Annotated in this window: 17 protein-coding genes and 4 pseudogenes; 18 read left to right on the top strand and 3 right to left on the bottom strand. The window is 59.0% G+C overall.

The window, feature by feature from the left end:
- Positions 1-224 precede the first annotated feature (224 nt).
- The 13 genes and pseudogenes from PEP31012_RS22450 to PEP31012_RS22385 all read left to right on the top strand — a co-directional run bounded on the left by PEP31012_RS22450 (position 225) and on the right by PEP31012_RS22385 (position 11,871).
- A complete protein-coding gene (locus tag PEP31012_RS22450) occupies positions 225-635 on the top strand; it encodes a DUF4148 domain-containing protein (protein WP_172417176.1) in 411 nt (136 codons plus the stop codon).
- Positions 636-796: 161 nt separating this feature from the next.
- Positions 797-1,357 (top strand): cytochrome b, encoded by a 561-nt coding sequence (locus tag PEP31012_RS22445; protein ID WP_094068932.1) that lies wholly within the window; start codon positions 797-799, stop codon positions 1,355-1,357.
- A 256-nt stretch (positions 1,358-1,613) separates the two neighbouring features.
- Positions 1,614-1,919, top strand: a complete 306-nt coding sequence (locus PEP31012_RS22440) for a PepSY domain-containing protein (protein ID WP_094068931.1) — start codon at positions 1,614-1,616, stop codon at positions 1,917-1,919.
- 62 nt (positions 1,920-1,981) lie between these two features.
- Positions 1,982-2,578: a phosphatase PAP2 family protein gene (locus PEP31012_RS22435; RefSeq protein ID WP_094068930.1), complete on the top strand. Its 597-nt coding sequence runs from the start codon at positions 1,982-1,984 to the stop codon at positions 2,576-2,578.
- Between the two features lie 83 nt (positions 2,579-2,661).
- A complete protein-coding gene (locus tag PEP31012_RS22430; protein ID WP_094068929.1) occupies positions 2,662-3,438 on the top strand; it encodes a COG4705 family protein in 777 nt (258 codons plus the stop codon).
- A gap of 23 nt (positions 3,439-3,461) precedes the next feature.
- A pseudogene (locus PEP31012_RS24185) lies at positions 3,462-3,575 on the top strand (hypothetical protein); the annotation flags it as partial.
- A 93-nt stretch (positions 3,576-3,668) separates the two neighbouring features.
- Positions 3,669-4,867, top strand: a protein-coding gene (locus PEP31012_RS22420) for an IS3 family transposase (protein ID WP_172417107.1) whose coding sequence is annotated in 2 segments (ribosomal slippage) — positions 3,669-3,984 and positions 3,984-4,867 — 1,200 coding nt in all. Because the reading frame shifts where the segments join, the coding sequence is not laid out codon by codon here.
- A gap of 22 nt (positions 4,868-4,889) precedes the next feature.
- Positions 4,890-5,555: pseudogene (locus PEP31012_RS22415) on the top strand (COG4705 family protein); the annotation flags it as partial.
- A 23-nt stretch (positions 5,556-5,578) separates the two neighbouring features.
- On the top strand, positions 5,579-6,244 hold the full coding sequence (locus PEP31012_RS22410; RefSeq protein ID WP_094068927.1) for a response regulator transcription factor: 666 nt from the start codon (positions 5,579-5,581) through the stop codon (positions 6,242-6,244).
- Positions 6,220-7,608: an ATP-binding protein gene (locus PEP31012_RS22405; RefSeq protein WP_094068926.1), complete on the top strand. Its 1,389-nt coding sequence runs from the start codon at positions 6,220-6,222 to the stop codon at positions 7,606-7,608. The genes PEP31012_RS22410 and PEP31012_RS22405 overlap by 25 nt, the downstream gene beginning before the upstream one ends.
- A 53-nt stretch (positions 7,609-7,661) precedes the next feature.
- Positions 7,662-8,153 (top strand): DUF2127 domain-containing protein, encoded by a 492-nt coding sequence (locus PEP31012_RS22400; RefSeq protein WP_244916919.1) that lies wholly within the window; start codon positions 7,662-7,664, stop codon positions 8,151-8,153.
- A 79-nt stretch (positions 8,154-8,232) separates the two neighbouring features.
- On the top strand, positions 8,233-9,435 hold the full coding sequence (locus PEP31012_RS22395; protein ID WP_107338503.1) for an MFS transporter: 1,203 nt from the start codon (positions 8,233-8,235) through the stop codon (positions 9,433-9,435).
- Between the two features lie 756 nt (positions 9,436-10,191).
- Positions 10,192-11,871, top strand: a complete 1,680-nt coding sequence (locus PEP31012_RS22385) for a site-specific integrase (protein ID WP_094068923.1) — start codon at positions 10,192-10,194, stop codon at positions 11,869-11,871.
- Positions 11,872-12,239: 368 nt separating this feature from the next.
- Here the strand turns inward: PEP31012_RS22385 and PEP31012_RS22375 are convergent, their stop codons facing one another.
- From PEP31012_RS22375 to PEP31012_RS22365, 3 genes are all read right to left on the bottom strand, one after another.
- Positions 12,240-12,491 (bottom strand): DUF2933 domain-containing protein, encoded by a 252-nt coding sequence (locus PEP31012_RS22375; protein ID WP_017234515.1) that lies wholly within the window; start codon positions 12,489-12,491, stop codon positions 12,240-12,242.
- Between the two features lie 159 nt (positions 12,492-12,650).
- Positions 12,651-12,953: a hypothetical protein gene (locus PEP31012_RS22370; protein WP_017234516.1), complete on the bottom strand. Its 303-nt coding sequence runs from the start codon at positions 12,951-12,953 to the stop codon at positions 12,651-12,653.
- A gap of 236 nt (positions 12,954-13,189) precedes the next feature.
- Entirely contained in the window at positions 13,190-13,591 is a 402-nt protein-coding gene (locus tag PEP31012_RS22365; protein ID WP_017234517.1) for a hypothetical protein, read from the bottom strand.
- A gap of 278 nt (positions 13,592-13,869) precedes the next feature.
- Between PEP31012_RS22365 and PEP31012_RS22360 the strand changes: the two genes are divergently transcribed.
- The 5 genes and pseudogenes from PEP31012_RS22360 to PEP31012_RS22340 form a co-directional block, all read left to right on the top strand.
- On the top strand, positions 13,870-14,238 hold the full coding sequence (locus PEP31012_RS22360; protein WP_017234518.1) for a YHS domain-containing protein: 369 nt from the start codon (positions 13,870-13,872) through the stop codon (positions 14,236-14,238).
- A 297-nt stretch (positions 14,239-14,535) separates the two neighbouring features.
- On the top strand, positions 14,536-14,808 hold the full coding sequence (locus tag PEP31012_RS22355; RefSeq protein WP_017234519.1) for a metal/formaldehyde-sensitive transcriptional repressor: 273 nt from the start codon (positions 14,536-14,538) through the stop codon (positions 14,806-14,808).
- A 6-nt stretch (positions 14,809-14,814) separates the two neighbouring features.
- Positions 14,815-16,069 (top strand): annotated as a pseudogene (dmeF, locus tag PEP31012_RS22350) (CDF family Co(II)/Ni(II) efflux transporter DmeF).
- Between the two features lie 218 nt (positions 16,070-16,287).
- Complete coding sequence (locus PEP31012_RS22345) at positions 16,288-17,103, top strand: creatininase family protein (protein WP_017234520.1); 816 nt, start codon at positions 16,288-16,290, stop codon at positions 17,101-17,103.
- A 56-nt stretch (positions 17,104-17,159) separates the two neighbouring features.
- Positions 17,160-17,888: pseudogene (locus tag PEP31012_RS22340) on the top strand (YncE family protein); the annotation flags it as partial.
- Positions 17,889-17,959: the final 71 nt, after the last annotated feature.

The raw sequence follows: 17,959 nt of genomic DNA, 5'->3' as shown, positions 1-17,959 counted from the left end.
TGATCGGACACCTCCTCCATGTCCGTTTGCGCAGTGGCTTCCTGGGAAGTCATCAGTCCGCCAGGAGCCTGATCGCACCGACGGATTCGCCATGCCGAGGGCGTGCCAACGCATGCTTCGCGCTAAGGGTCTGCTAAGGCTTCACGCCTACGATGAAATTGAAGGTTCTGCGAGGCGATTGTGATCGCACCTTCATATTGATCGTCAACCTTAGGAGTTCAATCATGAAGCATTCATATGTTGCCGCATTGGTTGCCGTGTTGGGCTTGATCGGCGCTGTGCAAACTAGCGCCCAAGCGGCGACAACCCATTCTGCCGCACCCAGCATTGCGAGTTCTGACTCGCTCACGCGTGCCCAAGTGTATCGACAACTCGTCAGTGCCGAAAAGCATGGGCTTTTGCAACAAGGCGACACTGTCTATCCCAAGACGGCGATGAGCCATGAGCGGAATATGCACGTCACAAGACAATCCGTTGATCATCGTCTGCTTCAAGCGGAGCGCCACGGCCTGCTCACCCAGCCCGGAAACGCTTATCCGGTAGTCCCTGTCGCGGCTCGCAAGCACGCCGCTTGGACGCCGAAAATGCAGGTGGCGGGCGAGGCGACGATCCAGCGGCTCTATGAAAACCCGTAACCAACATGGTGGCTCAGCCTACCGCGCGCCGAAAACAAGCCCGGCAGCCAAGCAGTCGCTAAGTCTTTGCTAAGTGTCGTGCCTCAGAATTCGCTCATGGGCCACGGCGCTTAGCCGTCCCGCCCGCCAGATGATGTTTAATCTGTGGATAAGAGGCTCCCATGAAACAGGTCATTACCCGCTACGACGCTGCGTCCCGCCATATGCACTGGCTCACTGCGGCACTGCTAGGCGCACAATTTGTTGTGGCTTGGGCGATGCCCGATATCACGCGACAAACGCCCGCCATCGGGCTCGTCGCGTGGCATCTCTCGCTTGGCGTGACGATTCTTGGGCTCACGGCCATGCGGTTAGTATGGGCGCGTCGCCGCACCGCGCCTGCCAGAAGTATGAAGTCGATATTTCACACGCTCGCCGCTATTGCGCACAAGGGGCTATATACGCTCTTGCTCCTCGTGCCCATCTTAGGTTGGATAAATGCGTCGGCACGTAGCTTCCCCGTCAAGCTAATGGGTATCGTACCTTTGCCCGCATTGTCCGCACCAGGGTCGTCGTTCGGCCATGCCATGGGCGACGTGCATTCCCTGCTTGCCTACGTGTTGCTCGGCGCCGTGGCGTTGCACGTCTGCGCAGCCCTTTACCATCACTGGGTATTGCGCGACGGCACCTTGCACAAGATGCTCCCCCTACAGAATCAACCCGAACCCGGCACGTTCCGTTAGCCACACTACAGCGGCACCCCTGCGCCGCTCGCCGACACATGCTAACGCTGCCTCGCTCGCACACGCCATCAAGCATGTGTGGGCGAGACGGCTTTTGCGTTGCCTTCTCACGCCATCGCGCCGAAGACCAAACGAGTAAAAACGAAATTGATCGACTTTGCGATTGCCGATCTGAGCCCGCTAATGCCACGCTAAGTGTCGGCGCCTACGCTTGTTCTTGCGCGAAAGGTCGCGCATTTTTTCGGAGAACTCAATCATGTACCGATTTACCAAACTTTCCCTTGCAGCTGTCACCCTTGCGACACTCGGCACGCTCGCGTATGCCGGCCAGCACTCAGAGAACGATGCCATGGCTGCCGCCAGCGCCAAAATCTCGCTGACACAAGCCGTAGGCATCGCGGAGAAACACGTTAGCGGTAAGGCCTCACAAGCCGAATTCGATCAGGAAAAGCAGGGCCACCTCTACAAAGTCGAGGTGGTGGGTGGCGGCAAGGTGTTCGACGTGAAGGTGAATGCGGATACGGGGGCGGTCATCTCGTCGACGCAGGACAAGGACGATTGAGCTGCCGATGGTGCAGCATAGCGACGTAACGGTAATGCGAGCGAGAACTTCAGACGAGCGATATGGAATCCATTAACACTACGCTATTTTTAATGCTGAACGCGCACGCTTTGCCGTCGCCGCCCGTGCTTGGGCTAGCGATATTCCTAGCTCAGTACCTAATACTTGGCGTCCCGATTACGCTGGTAGCGGCGTGGCTGCGCGCCGACGAACCACAACGCCGAGCATTGGTTGGCGCCGCAGTTGCGGGCGCCGTCGGACTGGCGATGAACCAGGCGATAGGCTGGGTGTGGCAACACCCGCGACCGTTTGTGATGGGAATCGGTCACACCTATCTGTCGCATGCCCCCGATAGCTCGTTCCCGAGCGATCATCTGACGTTGATCTGGTCGGTTGCCTTCGCGCTCGTCTTGGAGCAGCGTACGCGCGTGGTGGGAGTTTGCACCGCGCTACTCGGGCTGTTCGTCGCGTGGGCGCGCATTTTTCTCGGCGTGCATTATCCGATGGATATGGTGGGCGCAGCGGTCGTCGCAACTGTTTCCGCCTGGTTAGTGACGCGGCAAATGCCGTGGCTGGTAGTCCCGGCGTATCGTGTGGCCCGGTGCGTACACCGGAAGTTTTTTGCACGATTGATCGAGCGTGGTTGGGTGAAGGCGTAAGGATACGACGCTGGCATACCTAAGTGTGCCCTAAGCCTGCTGTCGGAGAATTCGCCCGTTATCGAGTGAAATCGGAGGCAATCATGAATCGTGTCAGTCAGGCAAGTCCGGAGTGGTTGAACAAGGTGCCGGAAGTCACCTTGACGTTTTGGCTCATCAAGATGATGTCCACCACCGTCGGCGAGACGGCGGCCGACTTCCTGAACGTCAACCTGGGGTTCGGGCTGACAGGAACGTCTGCTGTGATGGGCCTGCTTCTGGCCGTATTTTTGGGCTTGCAGGTGTCGGCGCGGCGGTACATTCCGTGGCGCTACTGGAGTACCGTCGTCTTCGTGAGTGTTTTCGGAACATTGGTCACCGATAACCTGAGCGATAACCTGGGCGTTCCCTTGGCGGCATCCACGCTCGCCTTCTCCGTCGCGTTGCTCCTCACGTTCGGCATCTGGTACGCCAAGGAGCGCACCTTGTCGATTCATTCGATTGACACGATCAAGCGAGAACTCTTCTACTGGACGGCTATTCTGCTGACTTTCGCCTTAGGCACGGCAGCCGGCGATTGGGTGGCCGAGGGGCTGAATCTGGGGTACGCGAACTCCGCCTTAGTGTTCGGTGGGCTGATTGGTCTTGCGGCGATTGCGCGATTTGTGTTCCATCGCAGTGCAGTCACGACGTTCTGGGTCGCCTACGTGCTGACTCGTCCGTTCGGCGCCTCGTGCGGCGATCTCCTCTCGCAACCCTCATCCAATGGGGGCCTTGGGCTTGGGGTCGTCGGCACAAGTGCAGGATTCGTGGTGGCCATCGTTGTGCTGGTGCTCTACCTCTCGATTTCCGAGCGGGCAGCCGCACGTCAGCAAACCTAATTTACTGATCGATATATCTGACCATGAACGAAACCGTACAGAAATCGCTGAGCAAGGTGCCCGAGGTCACACTGCTATTTTGGGTGATCAAGATCGCTGCAACCACACTGGGTGAGACAGGGGGCGACGCGGTCTCTGGAGCGGCCCCACGTATCTGAGGACACAAGGACTCTCTTAAAATAACGGATAGTCTTGTGTCTATCAGTAAGCCTAGTCATTACGTGGAACCCATCGAAATTCTGACCGAGCCGGAGCGCCGTCGGCGGCGCACGGCGCAGGAAAAAATCGCCATCGTGCAGGAGACGCTGGCACCGGGAGCATCGGTGTCAGCCGTGGCCCGGCGGCACGGCGTGAACCCGAACCAAGTGTTCGGCTGGCGCAAGCAATACCAGGAAGGCAGTCTGGCGGCGGTGAAAGCGGGAGAAACCGTAGTGCCCGCATCGGAGTTGGCTGCAGCCATCAAGGAAATCAAGGAGCTGCAACGGCTGCTCGGGAAAAAGACAATGGAAGTCGAAATCCTGAAGGAAGCCGTGGAATGGGGCCGTTCAAAAAACCTGATTGCGCGCTCGCCCTTGCTGCCGGGGGACGACCATTGAAAACGGTCTGCGAAGTTCTCGGCGTGGCGCGCTCTGTTGTGGCAGTGAAGCAGGCTCGTTCGTCTGACTGGCAAGACGGTCGCCGTGCCAAGCCCACCGACGACACGGAACTGGTCGAGGAAATCCATGGCCACGTGGCGCATCTGCCAACCTACGGCTACCGGCGCATCTGGGCGCTGCTGCGCCGCAGTCGCGAGATGGTCGGCGCACCGTGCATCAACCACAAGCGCGTGTATCGGGTCATGCGTGAGCACCATTTGTTGCTGCGTCGTCCCGGCGTGCGGCGAGACAAGCGGCGGCACGACGGTCGCGTGGCCGTGGATAGGAGCAATACCCGCTGGTGCTCGGACGGCTTCGAGTTCCGGTGCGACGATGGCACGCCGCTGCGCGTGACGTTCGCGCTGGATTGCTGTGACCGGGAAGCGATTAGCTGGGCTGCTACGACCGGCGGGCATAGCGGCGACGTGGTGCGCGACGTGATGCTGGCGGCCGTCGAGCAGCGCTTCGGCACCACGCAGACGGCGCAGGCCATCGAATGGCTGACGGACAACGGCTCGGCCTACATCGACCATCGCACGCGCAGCTTCGCGCGCGAGCTGGGCCTGGAGCCGCTGACCACGCCCGTACGTTCGCCGCAGAGCAATGGCATGGCTGAATCGTTCGTGAAGACCATGAAGCACAATTACGTCGCCTATATGGACAAGCCCGACGCGCCAACGGCGCTCTCGCGTCTGGCCATTGCGTTTGAACATTACAATGAGCGCCACCCGCACAAAGCCCTGAAATACCGCTCGCCTCGCGAGTTCAGGCGAGCAGCGGCGTCATCAACCTAACGGTGTCCACGTGTCCTGAGTTACAGGGGCAACTCCAGTCTCGATGTCAATGAACCTCGGTTACCTTGTTGGCACTGCAATATTCGCGGTGATCTTTGCCGTCGCTGTCACGGCACAGATCCGTGCCAGGCAGTTCTCGCCAATGCTGTACTGGGCGACCATTATCGCGACGACAACGGTGGGCACCACGCTCGCAGACTTTGCCGACAGATCGCTGGGTATCGGTTATGCCGGGGGCTCTTCAATTCTGCTCGCCTTGCTGCTCGGCTCGCTCTGGATCTGGTACCGGACGATGGGCTCGGTCTCCGTCCACACCGTCAACTCGCCCAAAGCGGAAGTGTTCTATTGGGTTACGATCATGTTTTCCCAAACGCTCGGCACTGCCCTAGGCGACTGGACCGCAGATACGGCAGGGCTCGGCTATACGGGGGCGGCGGTGGTGTTCGGCGCGCTCCTGCTGATTCTGGTTGCAGCGTATTTGTGGACCCGCACATCTCGCACATTTCTTTTCTGGGCCGCATTTATTTTGACCCGCCCGCTGGGTGCCGTTGTGGGAGACTTCCTGGACAAACCCGTGAGTGCCGGCGGTCTTGCGCTGAGTCGATACTCTGCATCGTTCGCGTTGCTGGCATTCATTCTGACCAGCCTGCTGCTCTTTAGGCAGCGCGCCGCGGCGAAAGCGCACTGAGCCGTTCCATCAGAGGGCATGACATGCGAATCCTGCTCGTAGAAGACGATCCGATGGTGGGCAGCGTCGTGCGCGACTCACTCAAAGACGCGACGTTCGCGGTGGATTGGGTCACCGACGGCCAAGCGGCTTTAGCGGCCTCGGATTGCCAACACTACGATCTGGTGCTGCTCGATCTGGGACTGCCTCGCAAAGACGGTCACAGCGTTTTGCAGACCTTGAGAGCGCAAGGGCAACGTGTACCGATCATCATTGTCACTGCCCGCGATGCGTTACCGGAACGACTGAAGGGCTTGGACGCCGGTGCGGACGACTATATTCTCAAGCCCTTCGAGATGGCTGAACTGCTGGCGCGAATAAGGGCCGTCATGCGGCGCCAGTCTGGACAGGCGGCACCGGTCATGACGAACGGCATCGTCACGCTCGATCCCGGCACACGCGAAGCCCGGACCCCGGACGGGTCAGCGGTGCAGCTATCGAACCGAGAGTTTTCGTTGCTACAAGCGTTACTGACCCGGCCCGGAGCGATCCTATCGCGAAGTGACCTGGAGGACCGCATTTACGGGTGGGGGGAGGAAGTCGAGAGTAATGCGATCGAGTTTCTCATTCACTCGCTTCGCAAAAAGCTCGGGGCGAGCACGATCAAGAATGTCAGGGGGGCGGGATGGATGGTCTTAAAGGGCGATTGAGCGACTCCATCCGCCTGCGCTTGAGTCTGTGGCTATCGGCGGCAATCCTCTTTTTCGCCGTGATCGCCGGTGTGATCTCGTTTGGGGCGGCATTCGACGAAGCGCACGAACTCCAAGACGACGTCTTGCGGCAAGTTGCAGCGCTCGTCGATAACAACAATCTTCCGACCAGCGAGTTTCACAACCTTAGAGCCCCTCAAGCGAGTGACGAGGAAGCTCGTGTAATTGTTCAGCGTCTGGGGGCTTCAATACCGCCAAGCGCGGGAGATGGGGACGACAAGCTGCCACTTCCGCTGCCCGTCACGATGCGTGACGGCCTGACAACGCTCACCTCGGGCGGCGAGCCTTATCGGGTATTGGTCAAAACACTGCGCTCCGGCACACGTATTGCGGTAGCACAGGAGACGGATGTCAGAGACGAAATCGCCCGTACCAGCGCAATTAGAACCGTCATGCCACTGGTGGCATTTGTGCCGGTCCTGCTGATTGTGGTCGGGTGGCTCGTGCGAAGGATCTTCCGGCCAGTCGCCAGCCTTTCGAAGGAGATTGATCAGCGCCAGTACAGCGAGCTGCATGCTGTACCTGCCGACCACCTGCCCAGCGAGATCCGCCCGTTTATCCGCGCCATTAACAATCTGCTTTCGCGCGTTGCCACGTCCGTTGACGCGCAGCGTCGCTTTGTCGCCGATGCCGCACACGAGCTACGCACGCCCCTTACGGCACTGTCGTTGCAGGCGGAGCGACTGTCCGAGGCGCAAATGTCAGCCACTGCGGAAGAGCGACTCATCGAATTGCGTCACGGCATCGAGCGCGGGCGACACATGCTGGAACATCTGCTCACGTTGTCCAGCGTGCAGGCGATGCCGCGCGACGGCAACGCCAGAACCGAGTCCGTTCTCCAGGTGTATCGTCACATTCTCGAAACGCTGTATCCACTGGCAGAAGCCAAACAAATCGATATCGGCATCGAGGCAAAGGGGGACGTGTCGCTGTGCGTCAGCCCGGCCGATTTGAGTGTTTTGATGAAGAATCTCGTGGACAACGCGATTCGCTATACGCCCGCCGGCGGCCGCGTAGACCTGATGCTTGAGGTCTCGGAGTGTCAAGCGAAACTGCGCGTCCAGGACACGGGGCCGGGAATTCCCCCGGGGGAGCGCGCCCGCGTGTTCGACCCGTTTTACCGAGTGCTGGGAACGACACAATCGGGCTCTGGCCTCGGGCTGTCAATTGTGAAGGCGATTGCGGACAAAATGGGAGCCAGCCTTTCTCTCGCCTACTCGGACGAAAATACCGGCCGTGGCCTGAGCGTCTGCCTCATCGTGTCGCTCGCATTGCCACTGCCACCTAAGGATGGAAAAGCGTGACAGGTCTATCAGGCGCTACAGAAAGGCGGCTTCACTGGGTATTCGAGACAAGCTTGTGGATCAAGGCGTTATTTGCGCTTTCCGAGATCCTCGCTGGCGTTGTGGCGTACTTTGTCCCAACGCAGGTATTCCTCTCGATCGTGCTCCGATTCTCCGGCAATGAACTGACCGAAGACCCCCATGATGTCGTGGCGAGTTTCCTGATGCACGCCGTACAGCATCTCTCGGTTGGCTCGCAGAAATTTGCGGCGATTTACTTGCTGGCTCACGGTGTCGTCAAGTTGTGGCTCATCATTGGTCTACTGCGCGAGCGACTCTGGTATTTCCCTGTATCGATGGTCGCATTCGGACTGTTTATTGCTTATCAGTTGTATCGCTACACCTACACGCAGTCGATCTGGTTACTGCTTCTGTCAGTGCTTGATCTCGGCGTTATTGCACTGACATGGCATGAGTATCGCTATATCAAACAACGCCTGTCGGCGAGGTTGACGCTGCGGGCGGATGGTGCGCCAGCAGGGGCGCACGAGGATCCCTTCAAATAGCGCACAAAGAATGGCGACCGCGCTCTGTCAATACCTCCTTCGGAAGATTGTTTCCGGCGCGCCAAAGCACAAATATGCGATGACCACTGAGTTCCAAATTTCCCGGAAGGCATCGATACCCCGCACGGTCTGGGTGCTGGGTCTCGTCAGTCTCTTTATGGATTTCTCATCGGAGCTTGTCCACGCGCTGCTGCCCATCTATCTTGTCACTACGATGGGTATGAGCGTGGCGGCATTTGGCGTGCTTGAAGGAGTCGCGGAAGCGACGGCGATGATTGTGAAGGTGTTCTCGGGAGCAATCAGCGATTGGCTAGGTCGGCGAAAAGGCTTACTGCTTCTGGGATATGGGCTCTCCGCGCTCACGAAACCACTGTTTGCGCTGGCCACATCACCCGCGATCGTTGTGAGTGCACGGCTACTTGACCGCGCAGGCAAGGGAATACGCGGCGCCCCACGTGATGCACTAATCGCAGATGTGGCCCCGACTGAGATACGCGGTGCATGCTTTGGGCTGCGACAGTCGATGGACACGATCGGCGCACTCCTTGGTCCATTGCTCGCCATTTTGCTGATGTTCTGGTTTTCGGATCAGATTCGTGTGGTGTTGTGGTTTGCGGTGGCGCCCGCGTTCGTCGCAATTGCTTTAATCGTATTCTGCGTTCGTGAGTCGCCCGCAGAAGGGGGGACGCAAGGGTTCCGGTCGCCGCTGCACTGGCGGTCACTGACTGAGTTCTCAAGTCGCTACTGGAGGGTCGTGGCCGTTGGTTCCGCCTTCGCGCTAGCCCGCTTTAGCGAAGCGTTTCTCGTGTTGCGAGCGCAGCAAAGCGGCCTGAGTATCGCCTGGATACCTGGCGTGATGGTGGTGATGAGCCTCACGTACACCGTGTCAGCATGGCCGGTCGGTATGCTCTCGGACAGGATGGATCGGCGCACGCTGCTCGCGATTGGCATGCTACTGCTGATCTCGGCAGATCTGATTCTCGGAGCAAATCGCACGATTTCGTCAATGTTTGTCGGGGTCGCGTTGTGGGGCTTGCACATGGGCTTTACGCAGGGCACTCTCGCAACAATGGTCTCGGAATCGTCCCCCGCAGCGTTGCGCGGCACCGCGTTCGGCATGTTCAACCTAATCGGTGGCCTCTCCATGCTGCTGGCCAGCGCGATTGCGGGCGCCATGTGGGAATACTTTGGCGCGTCGGTCACGTTCTACGCCGGCGCAGCACTGGTGTTGGTGCCATTGAGCCTGTGCTGGTGTTTGCCGCGCTCCACATCGCGCGCTTGAGCTTGATTTTCTAATAATTAGAAGCGACTAAAATTATCTGGTGACGCTGTGCTGCGCGGCTGGTAGCTGCGTTTAGGTATCGACGTTGGTGACAAGAGAAATCTCATTATCAGGAAGGTGTGAATGCCCCACGGTGCCCTTCTACGCAGAGGTCCCCGGAGTCCTTGGAGGACTCGATACTTTATCGACACGGAATTCACTGATTTCAAGGCCGACGCGTGTCAGCTCATTAGCATCGCGATCGTGAGCGAGAACGGGGACGAATTCTATGCGGAGTGCACAGATTTTGATCTGTCGCTCTGCAATAGTTTCGTCTGCGAAACGGTGTTACCACAACTCGGCCAGATTTCAGGACGCTCCATGCCAACCAGCAACGTGAGGGACGAGTTGGTGGCATGGCTTTGCGCTGTTCCGCTCAAACCACGCCCCGTTCTCAGCTACGATTCTGACTGCGATTATCAGCTTGTCACTCATCTCTTGCGAGGATCTCTGCCTCAGGGATGGAGGCACGAGAACGTCTATCTGAAAATCAATTCCGAGCGACTCATCCAGTACGTGACAGAGCATGGCGGTGAGCATCATGCACTGTTTGATGCCCGGGCCAACGCATACGCATTCATATAAATTCAGCCTGAACACACGAGTCTCATGCGCATGACGAAGGTGTTCGAATGCTATTAGGATAAGTCTTCTTATCACGATAGGCGCAAATCTGTCCTAAACTAGTCTTCGTGAGAATGCGTGAGAGCATGCGCAATGCCGCCACCAATCGCCATATCCCCGGAATTCCCCGATAACGCGTCACTCGCCGCGTTGCGCGCGTGGTATGCCGGACTGAGCGCCCGCGCCGCGGTCGAGCGCTATCTGAATGACAGAAAAGCGGACGGCGCTTCCTCGCGCGGCATGCTGGGGCAGATTCGGCGCCGGTTAAGCGAGATGGCACGCAGACGCCAACGCGAGGATCTCGCCGTCGTATTCGAGCACAGTGCTGGCGAGCGCATCCGGCGCGCACGGGCTGCGAGTCAGGCGATTGAAGCGCTACGTGTATTGCCTTTGCCAGCGCCTCTGATTAGCGACGATATCGCCACGTGGCTGCCCTCTCGGGCCGTACGGGTGCTACGCGCTTACGGCATCGCGACATTGGCTGATCTGACAGTACGCATTCCGCGCCGACGTCGCTGGTGGTCCGCTGTGCCGGGGCTGGGGCCGATGAGTGCCCGACAAATCGAGGCATTCTTCGCGCAGCACCCGCAACTCACGGAGCGCGCCCGCGCCCTGATTGTCGCTACCACCCCCAACACGGTAGTGCCTTGGGAACAATTGCGGCTTCCGCACGAGATAGATGGCTCGCAGGGGACATTTCGAGCCCCACGCAAGACGTGCACGTTGAGAGCAGCAAACGATTACGAAGCGGTCAAAGCCTGGCTTGCGCTTCATGAATCGGCAGCTACGCAACGGGCCTATCGGAAAGAAGCTGAGCGGTTAATTCTATGGGCGATCGTCGAGCGCCAGCGCCCCCTGTCTTCATTGACCATGGAGGATGCGATCGCATACCGAAGCTTCATACGCCGACCCACGCCGCGCGAGCGCTGGGTAGGTCCGCCGCGGCCGCGCATCTCGCATGAGTGGCGGCCTTTCGCGCGCGGGCTGTCCGCCGTGTCAAGTGCTTACACCTTATCTGTGCTTGCAGCGATGTACCGATGGTTGATTCAACAGCGATACGTGCTCGCCAATCCGTTTGCAGGCATCAAAGTGCGCGGAGGGGCGCGCCGCGCGTCAATCGATGCGTCACATGTATTTGGAGAAGGCGAATGGCTGCTCGTACGCACCATCGCAGACGGGCTTGAATGGTCGTATGGATGGGAAGCGGCAGCCGCCCAGCGTCTACGATTTGTCTTGGATTTTGCTTACGCTACTGGATTGCGAGCTAGTGAGCTCGTCGCAGCGACCCTCGGTAGTGTTGAGGTTGATGACCACGGTGATCAGTGGCTCACGTTGGTCGGCAAGGGGGCACGCACTGGCAAAGTAGCGCTGCCACCGTTGGCACGCATGGCGCTCGAACGCCATCTCTTGGAGCGTGGATTACCAACGTCACGGACACTTTGGGTCCCGATCACGTCATTGATCGGTGACCTCGGTGGAGATTCCGCCACGGGCATCACCTCGACGCGGCTATGGAGTGTGATGCGCCGGTTCTTTACCCAAGCAGCCGATATCCTCCAGACCGAGAGTCCGGCTGTCGCTGATAAATTGCGGCGCGCCAGTCCGCATTGGATGCGACACACGCACGCAACGCATGCACTGATGCGCGGAGCTGAATTGACCACGGTCAGAGACAACCTCCGGCATGCATCAATTTCAACGACGTCTATCTATTTGCACAGCGATGATGTGAAACGAGCAAAGCAGATTAGTGGAGCGTTTGCTGCGCGGTAGGTTGGACAACGGCGCCCACACAGTGCGGAGGAGGTTCGTCAGGCGAGAATACTCCTCATCGGCATATTCGAGGAAATCACATTGACGCAAGCCCCATATTACTTTTGGTGTTATGTGGCAATTTTGCCTTTATCGTGGCATGCCCCCATAGACGGTTTCCGCCGGGGCGCTCACACCATTCGGTGCGTGTCCCCCCGGGGCCTGGGGCGCTGCCGTGGCTACCGGCAAGCTGCCGTTTGCCATCGCAGCCAGAGCGATGACTTGGGCGAGCGCGGTCATCCGCGGGCGAATTTTGCGCTTCATCTTGTTCTCCGTGGTTCTGGGGCGCTCACCGCATCGCGGTGAAGGCGTTTGTCATTAGGATGCGCTCATTTCTCCAGGTTTTTTTGCGTCACGGACTTGGTGGCCTGCCCGGTCTCGGCTTTCTCATCGTGCGCCTGGTTGTGCGAACCCATGCCGCGCATCATGAAAAACATCGAGAGTGGGCACAGCAGGACTAACAGAAACGGCGCGATGCCAAGCACCAGGGCATGGAATTGCGGTAGGGCAAAATAGGCGGCCACCAGCACCACGCCCATCACCAGGGCGAGGTTGATCATCGTCTTGCGGCTGCAGTTCATTTGTCTCTCCTTGCGCCCGATCGCTTAGCGTCTTGCGGGTGGCCATGCGGGGCTGCCCACGGACTGCGGTCGTGCCAATCGAGCTTATGAAATCACTTTGGGCGCCGGCATCGAACTCGGGGGTGCGATGCCGGCGGCGGTCAAATCAGATCGAGTCGACTACTGTCCTCGGTAAAGTTGTTTGAGGTCGGCGGGCGCCGGCGCCGGAGATTCCGCACTTGCCATGCCGTGCATCGTGGTGCTGCCTTGTGACATCCCCATCGCGCCGGAGTGCATGTCCATCGGCATGCTCTTCATCATTTCTTGGCACTGCGCCATCATTTGTTGCGGGTCGACCGGGGCAGTCTTGGCCTGCGCGACCTGGCGCTGCCGTTGGGTCACGTCCAAGTCGGGGCCGGCGAAAGCGGCCGTGGCCGACGCAAGGGCCACAAGGCCCAGGAGCAAAACGGATGTTTTCTTCATGCTCTGTCTCTCCAAAATTCTCAAATTGCGGCACGAGCCCATGCGAAGGTAAGTGGCTCGTTATCCGGTTCGGCATTACGTGCCGAGCAACCGCTAAGCAGCTGGGTGGGCGATCGCGAGCAATTCGCGATGCGCGGCGCCAGCGGGCCTGAAAGGTGATTGCCGGCAATCACTCAAAAGAGAGTTCTCGCGACCACAGATGCCTGTGACGCGCGAATGAGGCCAAGGTGAGCGGATCAGCTCCGGAAACAGCAATAGCGAATGGACAGAGGGGGAGAGGTGACGCGAGCGAGCTCGGGGCGGGCGAGCGACGAGGAACTGGCCTGCGAGGCCGCTACCCGGGGGATCGGGAACACACGCGCGGGGCCAGGTGCAACGGGATGATCAAGGTCCGTCGACGTATCGACAGACTGCTTGCCGACATCGCCTTGCGCTTGACACAGCCCCACTTGGGCCGCGTCGCGTTGGGCGCAACCCGACGTGGCAAACGTGAAGTCGTTCATCGACTGTTCGGTCGACGCCATCGAAGCGTGCGGACAAGCGTAGGCGGCGACGGCGAGCTGCATGAACAGCATGCTCCACAGCACCACGAGGGCTGTCACTACCTGCTTTACGTAACTTGCGTGACGCGTTTTCATTGTTCTCGACTGTATTGCGACCTGGCGGCCACGCGCGTGGGCGTGTGGTTCAGTGTCGGAACGCCATTCGCCATGGCCAAACCTCCCGCTCAAGGCGATGCAATGACGGGTCAAGCCCTGTCGTCAGTGGCGCGGTACGTTTCAAATGTAGTCCTTCCTATAGTTGTAATGTCAAGCGGATTTTTCGCATGATTTGCGAGCGCACCCAAAATACAGGTTGACCGTCCTACCGTGGGAATTTCTAAGCTGAAATCGTTCCAGTACGGTGGGGGGGCATCATGGCCAGAATCGATCCGGTCTGCGGGATGACCGTGGAGGAGCGTACCGCGGCGGGCCACACGTCGCACCGGGGCGTCACCTACTACTTCTGTTCGACAAGCTGTCAGCAACGCTTTGAGGCGGACCCTGGTAAATATGCCGCACGCGCCCCCGTCACCAGTGCCGGGGACATAGCGAAACAGCCCGCTGAGGCATACACGTGCCCCATGCATCCTGAAGTAAGACAGGCGGAGCCCGAGGTCTGTTCCACGTACGGCATGGCGCTGGAACCCAACGAGGCCATTGCCGTGGAAGAAAGCCCGGAACTGGCCGACATGACGCGGCGCTTCCGGGTGAGCGCTGCGCTGGTGTTGTGCCCGTATTCCTGATGACCATGGGCGCGGACCTCCGGCCGGACGCCTCGACGCAACTGATTTCTCCGCGCGCCTTGCAGTGGCTGGAATTCGCGTTGGCAACGCCGGCAGTGCTGTGGGGCGGGTGGCCGCTGTTTGTGCGCAGTTGGCGTTCGCTGGTCAACCGCAGCCAATATGTTCAAACTCATCGCCTTGGGCATGGGGGTTTTGCCTGAGGCTATGGCACGGTCGGCGGGCGAATATCTCGGCATTGCACAAACGCGCATCGTCACAATGTTAGTATACCCCCCTAGAGTATTTTAAGGGGGGGCGATGAGTCATACCGTGCGCAAAAAGAAGCAACTGCTTAACCGAGTCCGGCGGATCAAGGGCCAGATTGAGGCTATCGAGCGCGCGCTCGACGAGGAGCGCGGGTGCATGGACGTGCTACAGCAAATCACAAGTTGTCGCGGCGCCATGAATGGACTGCTCGCCGTGGTTCTCGAAGACCATATTCGAACGCATCTGGTTGACGCAGAACACGCCGACGAGCGTGGCAGTGGAACTGAGCAACTGATCGACGTCGTTCACAGCTATTTCAAATGAACAATTATGAGCAACTTTGAAGATTCCACGTTCGACGCGGGACACGACCACATCTTCTTGGGCGCGGCCCACGAAGACAACGAGCGCCGAACCTGGATGGTGATCGCTCTATGCAGCGCGATGATGGTTGTCGAGATTGTCGGCGGCAGTCTGTTCGGCTCACTGGCCCTCGTCGCCGACGGCTTGCATATGTCAACGTACGCTGGCGCGATGCTTATCGCCGCGTTGGCGTACACGCACGCTCGCAGGCATGCTGCCGATCGCCGCTTTGTATTTGGCACAGGAAAGTTGGGAGATCTCGCGGGCTTTTCCACCGCCATCGTACTCGCCATGATCGCGATACTGATCGCATACGAGGCCGTTAAACGCTTCTTTTTCCCGGTGCCCATCCACTTCGATCAGGCGATTCCTATCGCGATTCTCGGCCTGCTGGATAACCTCGCAAGTGTGTGGCTGCTCAGCGGCGATCACCACGGACATGACCACGGCCTTGGACACGCTCATGGCGGCGAAGCGAAGCACATCCTCAGCGGCGCCACTGAGTTTGCCGTAACGATTTTCGAGGTTGGTGTGCCCCCAGTATTTCGCATCACGCCGATAGACGGATCATCACAACTGATCGCAGAGGCCGTTTCGGTAAATACTGTGCGCCCCGATGGGAGGTCCCAAACTTTCGTGTTTGTAGACCGTGGCGAGTATCTGGAGTCAACGGAGAGTATCCCCGAACCGCATGCTTTCCAGGCAGTAATCCGCCTACCTGATGGCGAACACCGCGTCGAATTCGAAGAGCACGCTCACCGTCTTGGCGACTCACCTGCTGCGGCACACCGTGATCACAACATTCGCTCTGCGTACGTTCACGTCATTGCCGATGCCGCTGTTTCCGTGCTGGCAATCATCGGGCTGCTGCTGGCCCGCGCGCTCGGTTGGCTCTGGATGGACCCGCTTGCTGGCGTGATTGGTGCCCTGGTAATTGCGAATTGGTCTTGGGGTCTAATGCGAGACACAGGGGCCATTCTGCTTGACATGAACCCAGACCAGCGACTGTCCAACGAGGTACGTCGACTTATAGAGAACAAGGGCGACAAGGTCGTGGACCTGCATGTGTGGCGCCTCGGCCCGGAACATATGGGCGCAATTGTTTCGATAGCCACTCGTCGCGCCGCGCGCACGCGCGATGTTCTATCGCGCTGCACTCAGGCACTTGAACGAACTCTCGCATCTAACCGTCGAGGTCCACGTGTCGCGAGCGGCGAGCTGACGCAAAAGTTGTCGGTTGGCTTCGAGCGCGTTGTTTGCCCTCAGGAAAACAGACAACTTCTCGTAGGGAGTACTTGTGGCGTGCCCGCATTAATTTAAACCAACCGGCCCCCACAATTCCCGTTGCGGTTTAATAAGCCATATTGCTTTTAGCGTTATGTGGGAAATTTCCCCTTATCTTGGCATGCCCCCAATTCGCATTTTCCATGAGGACTGTTCATGCGCTTACCACTTCGGCATGCTTTTGCTTCTGCCATTCTGCTCATCGCCACACAGGCCGCGTTTGCACAAGCATCGAGAACCGTGTTCCTTGAGGACCTGACCTGGACCGAACTGCGCGACCAGATTCAGGCGGGAAAGACTACCATCCTGATCCCGATCGGCGGAACCGAGCAAAGCGGCCCTGATGTCGCGCTCGGCAAGCACAACGCGCGGGTGAAGGTGCTTTCACAGCGTATTGCGGAGGGACTCGGCAATGCGCTCGTTGCGCCCGTGATCGCCTATGTGCCAGAGGGCAGCTACGCTCCGCCTACTTCGCACATGCGCTTTCCCGGCACCATCACGGTGCCGGACGACGTGTTTGAAAAAACGCTGGAATCCGCCGCTAACAGCTTCAGGATCCACGGGTTCAGGAACATTGTGTTCCTCGGCGATCACGGCGGTTATCAGAACGACATCAGGCGGGCTGTTGCCCAGCTCAACAAAGCGTGGTCAGGCTCAGCGGCCCGAGCGTTCGTGCCAACCGAATACTACGGCACCAGTTCCGATGGCTACGCGAAAATTCTGCGCCAACGTGGTTACCGCGATGACGAGATCGGCACACATGCGGGACTTGGGGATACGTCGTTGCTGCTCGCGCTGGCACCGCAAATGGTTCGCGAGGATCGGTTGCGACGCGGTCCGAAACTCGGACCGGCTGACGGTGTCTATGGCGGTGATCCGCGTCGCTCAACAGCTGAGCTCGGTAGACTGGGAACCGATGCGATTGTGTCGCGAACCATCGCTGCCGTCAGAAATGAGACCGCGGGCCGCTGACGGATCCGCCGGCATCTAACTCTTCCTTACACATTCATCTGATAACGGAACTCACCATGCATCAGTGTTCTCGTCGCTTGTCGCTGCTTGTCTCGTCTGTTGGCGTTGCCCTAGCCGGTTTAGGCGTCACCTGCATAGCCTCCGCAGCAACGGCTATTGCTACCGTGGCCGACATGCCCCCCGTGGTGGACGCAAGCAACCTGTACAGTGAAGCAGGCGCCGGCCACTTCAGCGCGACGGTGGCGGATGCGCTGCCGCGGATCTATGTGCCCAACCTGCGCTCCAACGACGTCTACGTGATTGATCCGGTGACGTTCAAGGTGGTGGGAAAGTTTCACGTCGGCTACAGCCCGCAACACGTCGTTCCGTCATGGGACCTGAAGACGCTATGGGTAGCCAACAACGCCGAAGGCCGCCCCGACGGAAGCCTGACGCCGATCGATCCGAGGACAGGCAAGCCCGGCAAGGAACTCAAGGTTGACGATCCCTATAACATGTACTTCACGCCGGACGGCAAGGAAGCGATCGTGGTGGCGGAAGCCCATGCTCGGCTGGACTTTCGCGATCCGCACACGATGGCGCTGAAGTCGAGCCTGTCCGTGCCAGAGTGCAAGGGCATCAACCATGCTGATTTGTCGATCGACGGCAGGTACGCGCTCTTTACCTGTGAGTTCGGCGGGAAGCTGGCCAAGATTGATCTCGTCAATCGCAAGGTCATCGGTTATCTTGAGCTGGAAAAGAAGGGTATGCCGCAGGACATCCGCGTCTCGCCGGATGGCGGGGTCTCCTCGTTTTCAGTGCAATAAGTGACGGTACGCAAAGCTAGCACTGGCGCGGGGGTGGTCTGGGTAGACCG

The sequence above is a fragment of the Pandoraea eparura genome (genome assembly GCF_902459725.1).
GTDB classification, from domain to species: domain Bacteria; phylum Pseudomonadota; class Gammaproteobacteria; order Burkholderiales; family Burkholderiaceae; genus Pandoraea; species Pandoraea eparura.
The sequence above is the reverse complement of the archived record's forward strand: the minus strand, read 5'-3'. Positions and strand labels throughout refer to the sequence as shown.

Coding starts and splice junctions, on each gene's coding strand:
- PEP31012_RS22395 (WP_107338503.1), top strand. CDS start 8,233: ATGACCACTGAGTTCCAAATTTCCCGGAAGGCATCGATACCCCGCACG.
- PEP31012_RS22365 (WP_017234517.1), bottom strand. CDS start 13,591: ATGAAAACGCGTCACGCAAGTTACGTAAAGCAGGTAGTGACAGCCCTC.
- PEP31012_RS22385 (WP_094068923.1), top strand. CDS start 10,192: ATGCCGCCACCAATCGCCATATCCCCGGAATTCCCCGATAACGCGTCA.
- PEP31012_RS22450 (WP_172417176.1), top strand. CDS start 225: ATGAAGCATTCATATGTTGCCGCATTGGTTGCCGTGTTGGGCTTGATC.
- PEP31012_RS22375 (WP_017234515.1), bottom strand. CDS start 12,491: ATGAACTGCAGCCGCAAGACGATGATCAACCTCGCCCTGGTGATGGGC.
- PEP31012_RS22345 (WP_017234520.1), top strand. CDS start 16,288: ATGCGCTTACCACTTCGGCATGCTTTTGCTTCTGCCATTCTGCTCATC.
- PEP31012_RS22370 (WP_017234516.1), bottom strand. CDS start 12,953: ATGAAGAAAACATCCGTTTTGCTCCTGGGCCTTGTGGCCCTTGCGTCG.
- PEP31012_RS22405 (WP_094068926.1), top strand. CDS start 6,220: ATGGATGGTCTTAAAGGGCGATTGAGCGACTCCATCCGCCTGCGCTTG.
- PEP31012_RS22360 (WP_017234518.1), top strand. CDS start 13,870: ATGGCCAGAATCGATCCGGTCTGCGGGATGACCGTGGAGGAGCGTACC.
- PEP31012_RS22430 (WP_094068929.1), top strand. CDS start 2,662: ATGAATCGTGTCAGTCAGGCAAGTCCGGAGTGGTTGAACAAGGTGCCG.
- PEP31012_RS22435 (WP_094068930.1), top strand. CDS start 1,982: ATGGAATCCATTAACACTACGCTATTTTTAATGCTGAACGCGCACGCT.
- PEP31012_RS22445 (WP_094068932.1), top strand. CDS start 797: ATGAAACAGGTCATTACCCGCTACGACGCTGCGTCCCGCCATATGCAC.
- PEP31012_RS22440 (WP_094068931.1), top strand. CDS start 1,614: ATGTACCGATTTACCAAACTTTCCCTTGCAGCTGTCACCCTTGCGACA.
- PEP31012_RS22355 (WP_017234519.1), top strand. CDS start 14,536: ATGAGTCATACCGTGCGCAAAAAGAAGCAACTGCTTAACCGAGTCCGG.
- PEP31012_RS22410 (WP_094068927.1), top strand. CDS start 5,579: ATGCGAATCCTGCTCGTAGAAGACGATCCGATGGTGGGCAGCGTCGTG.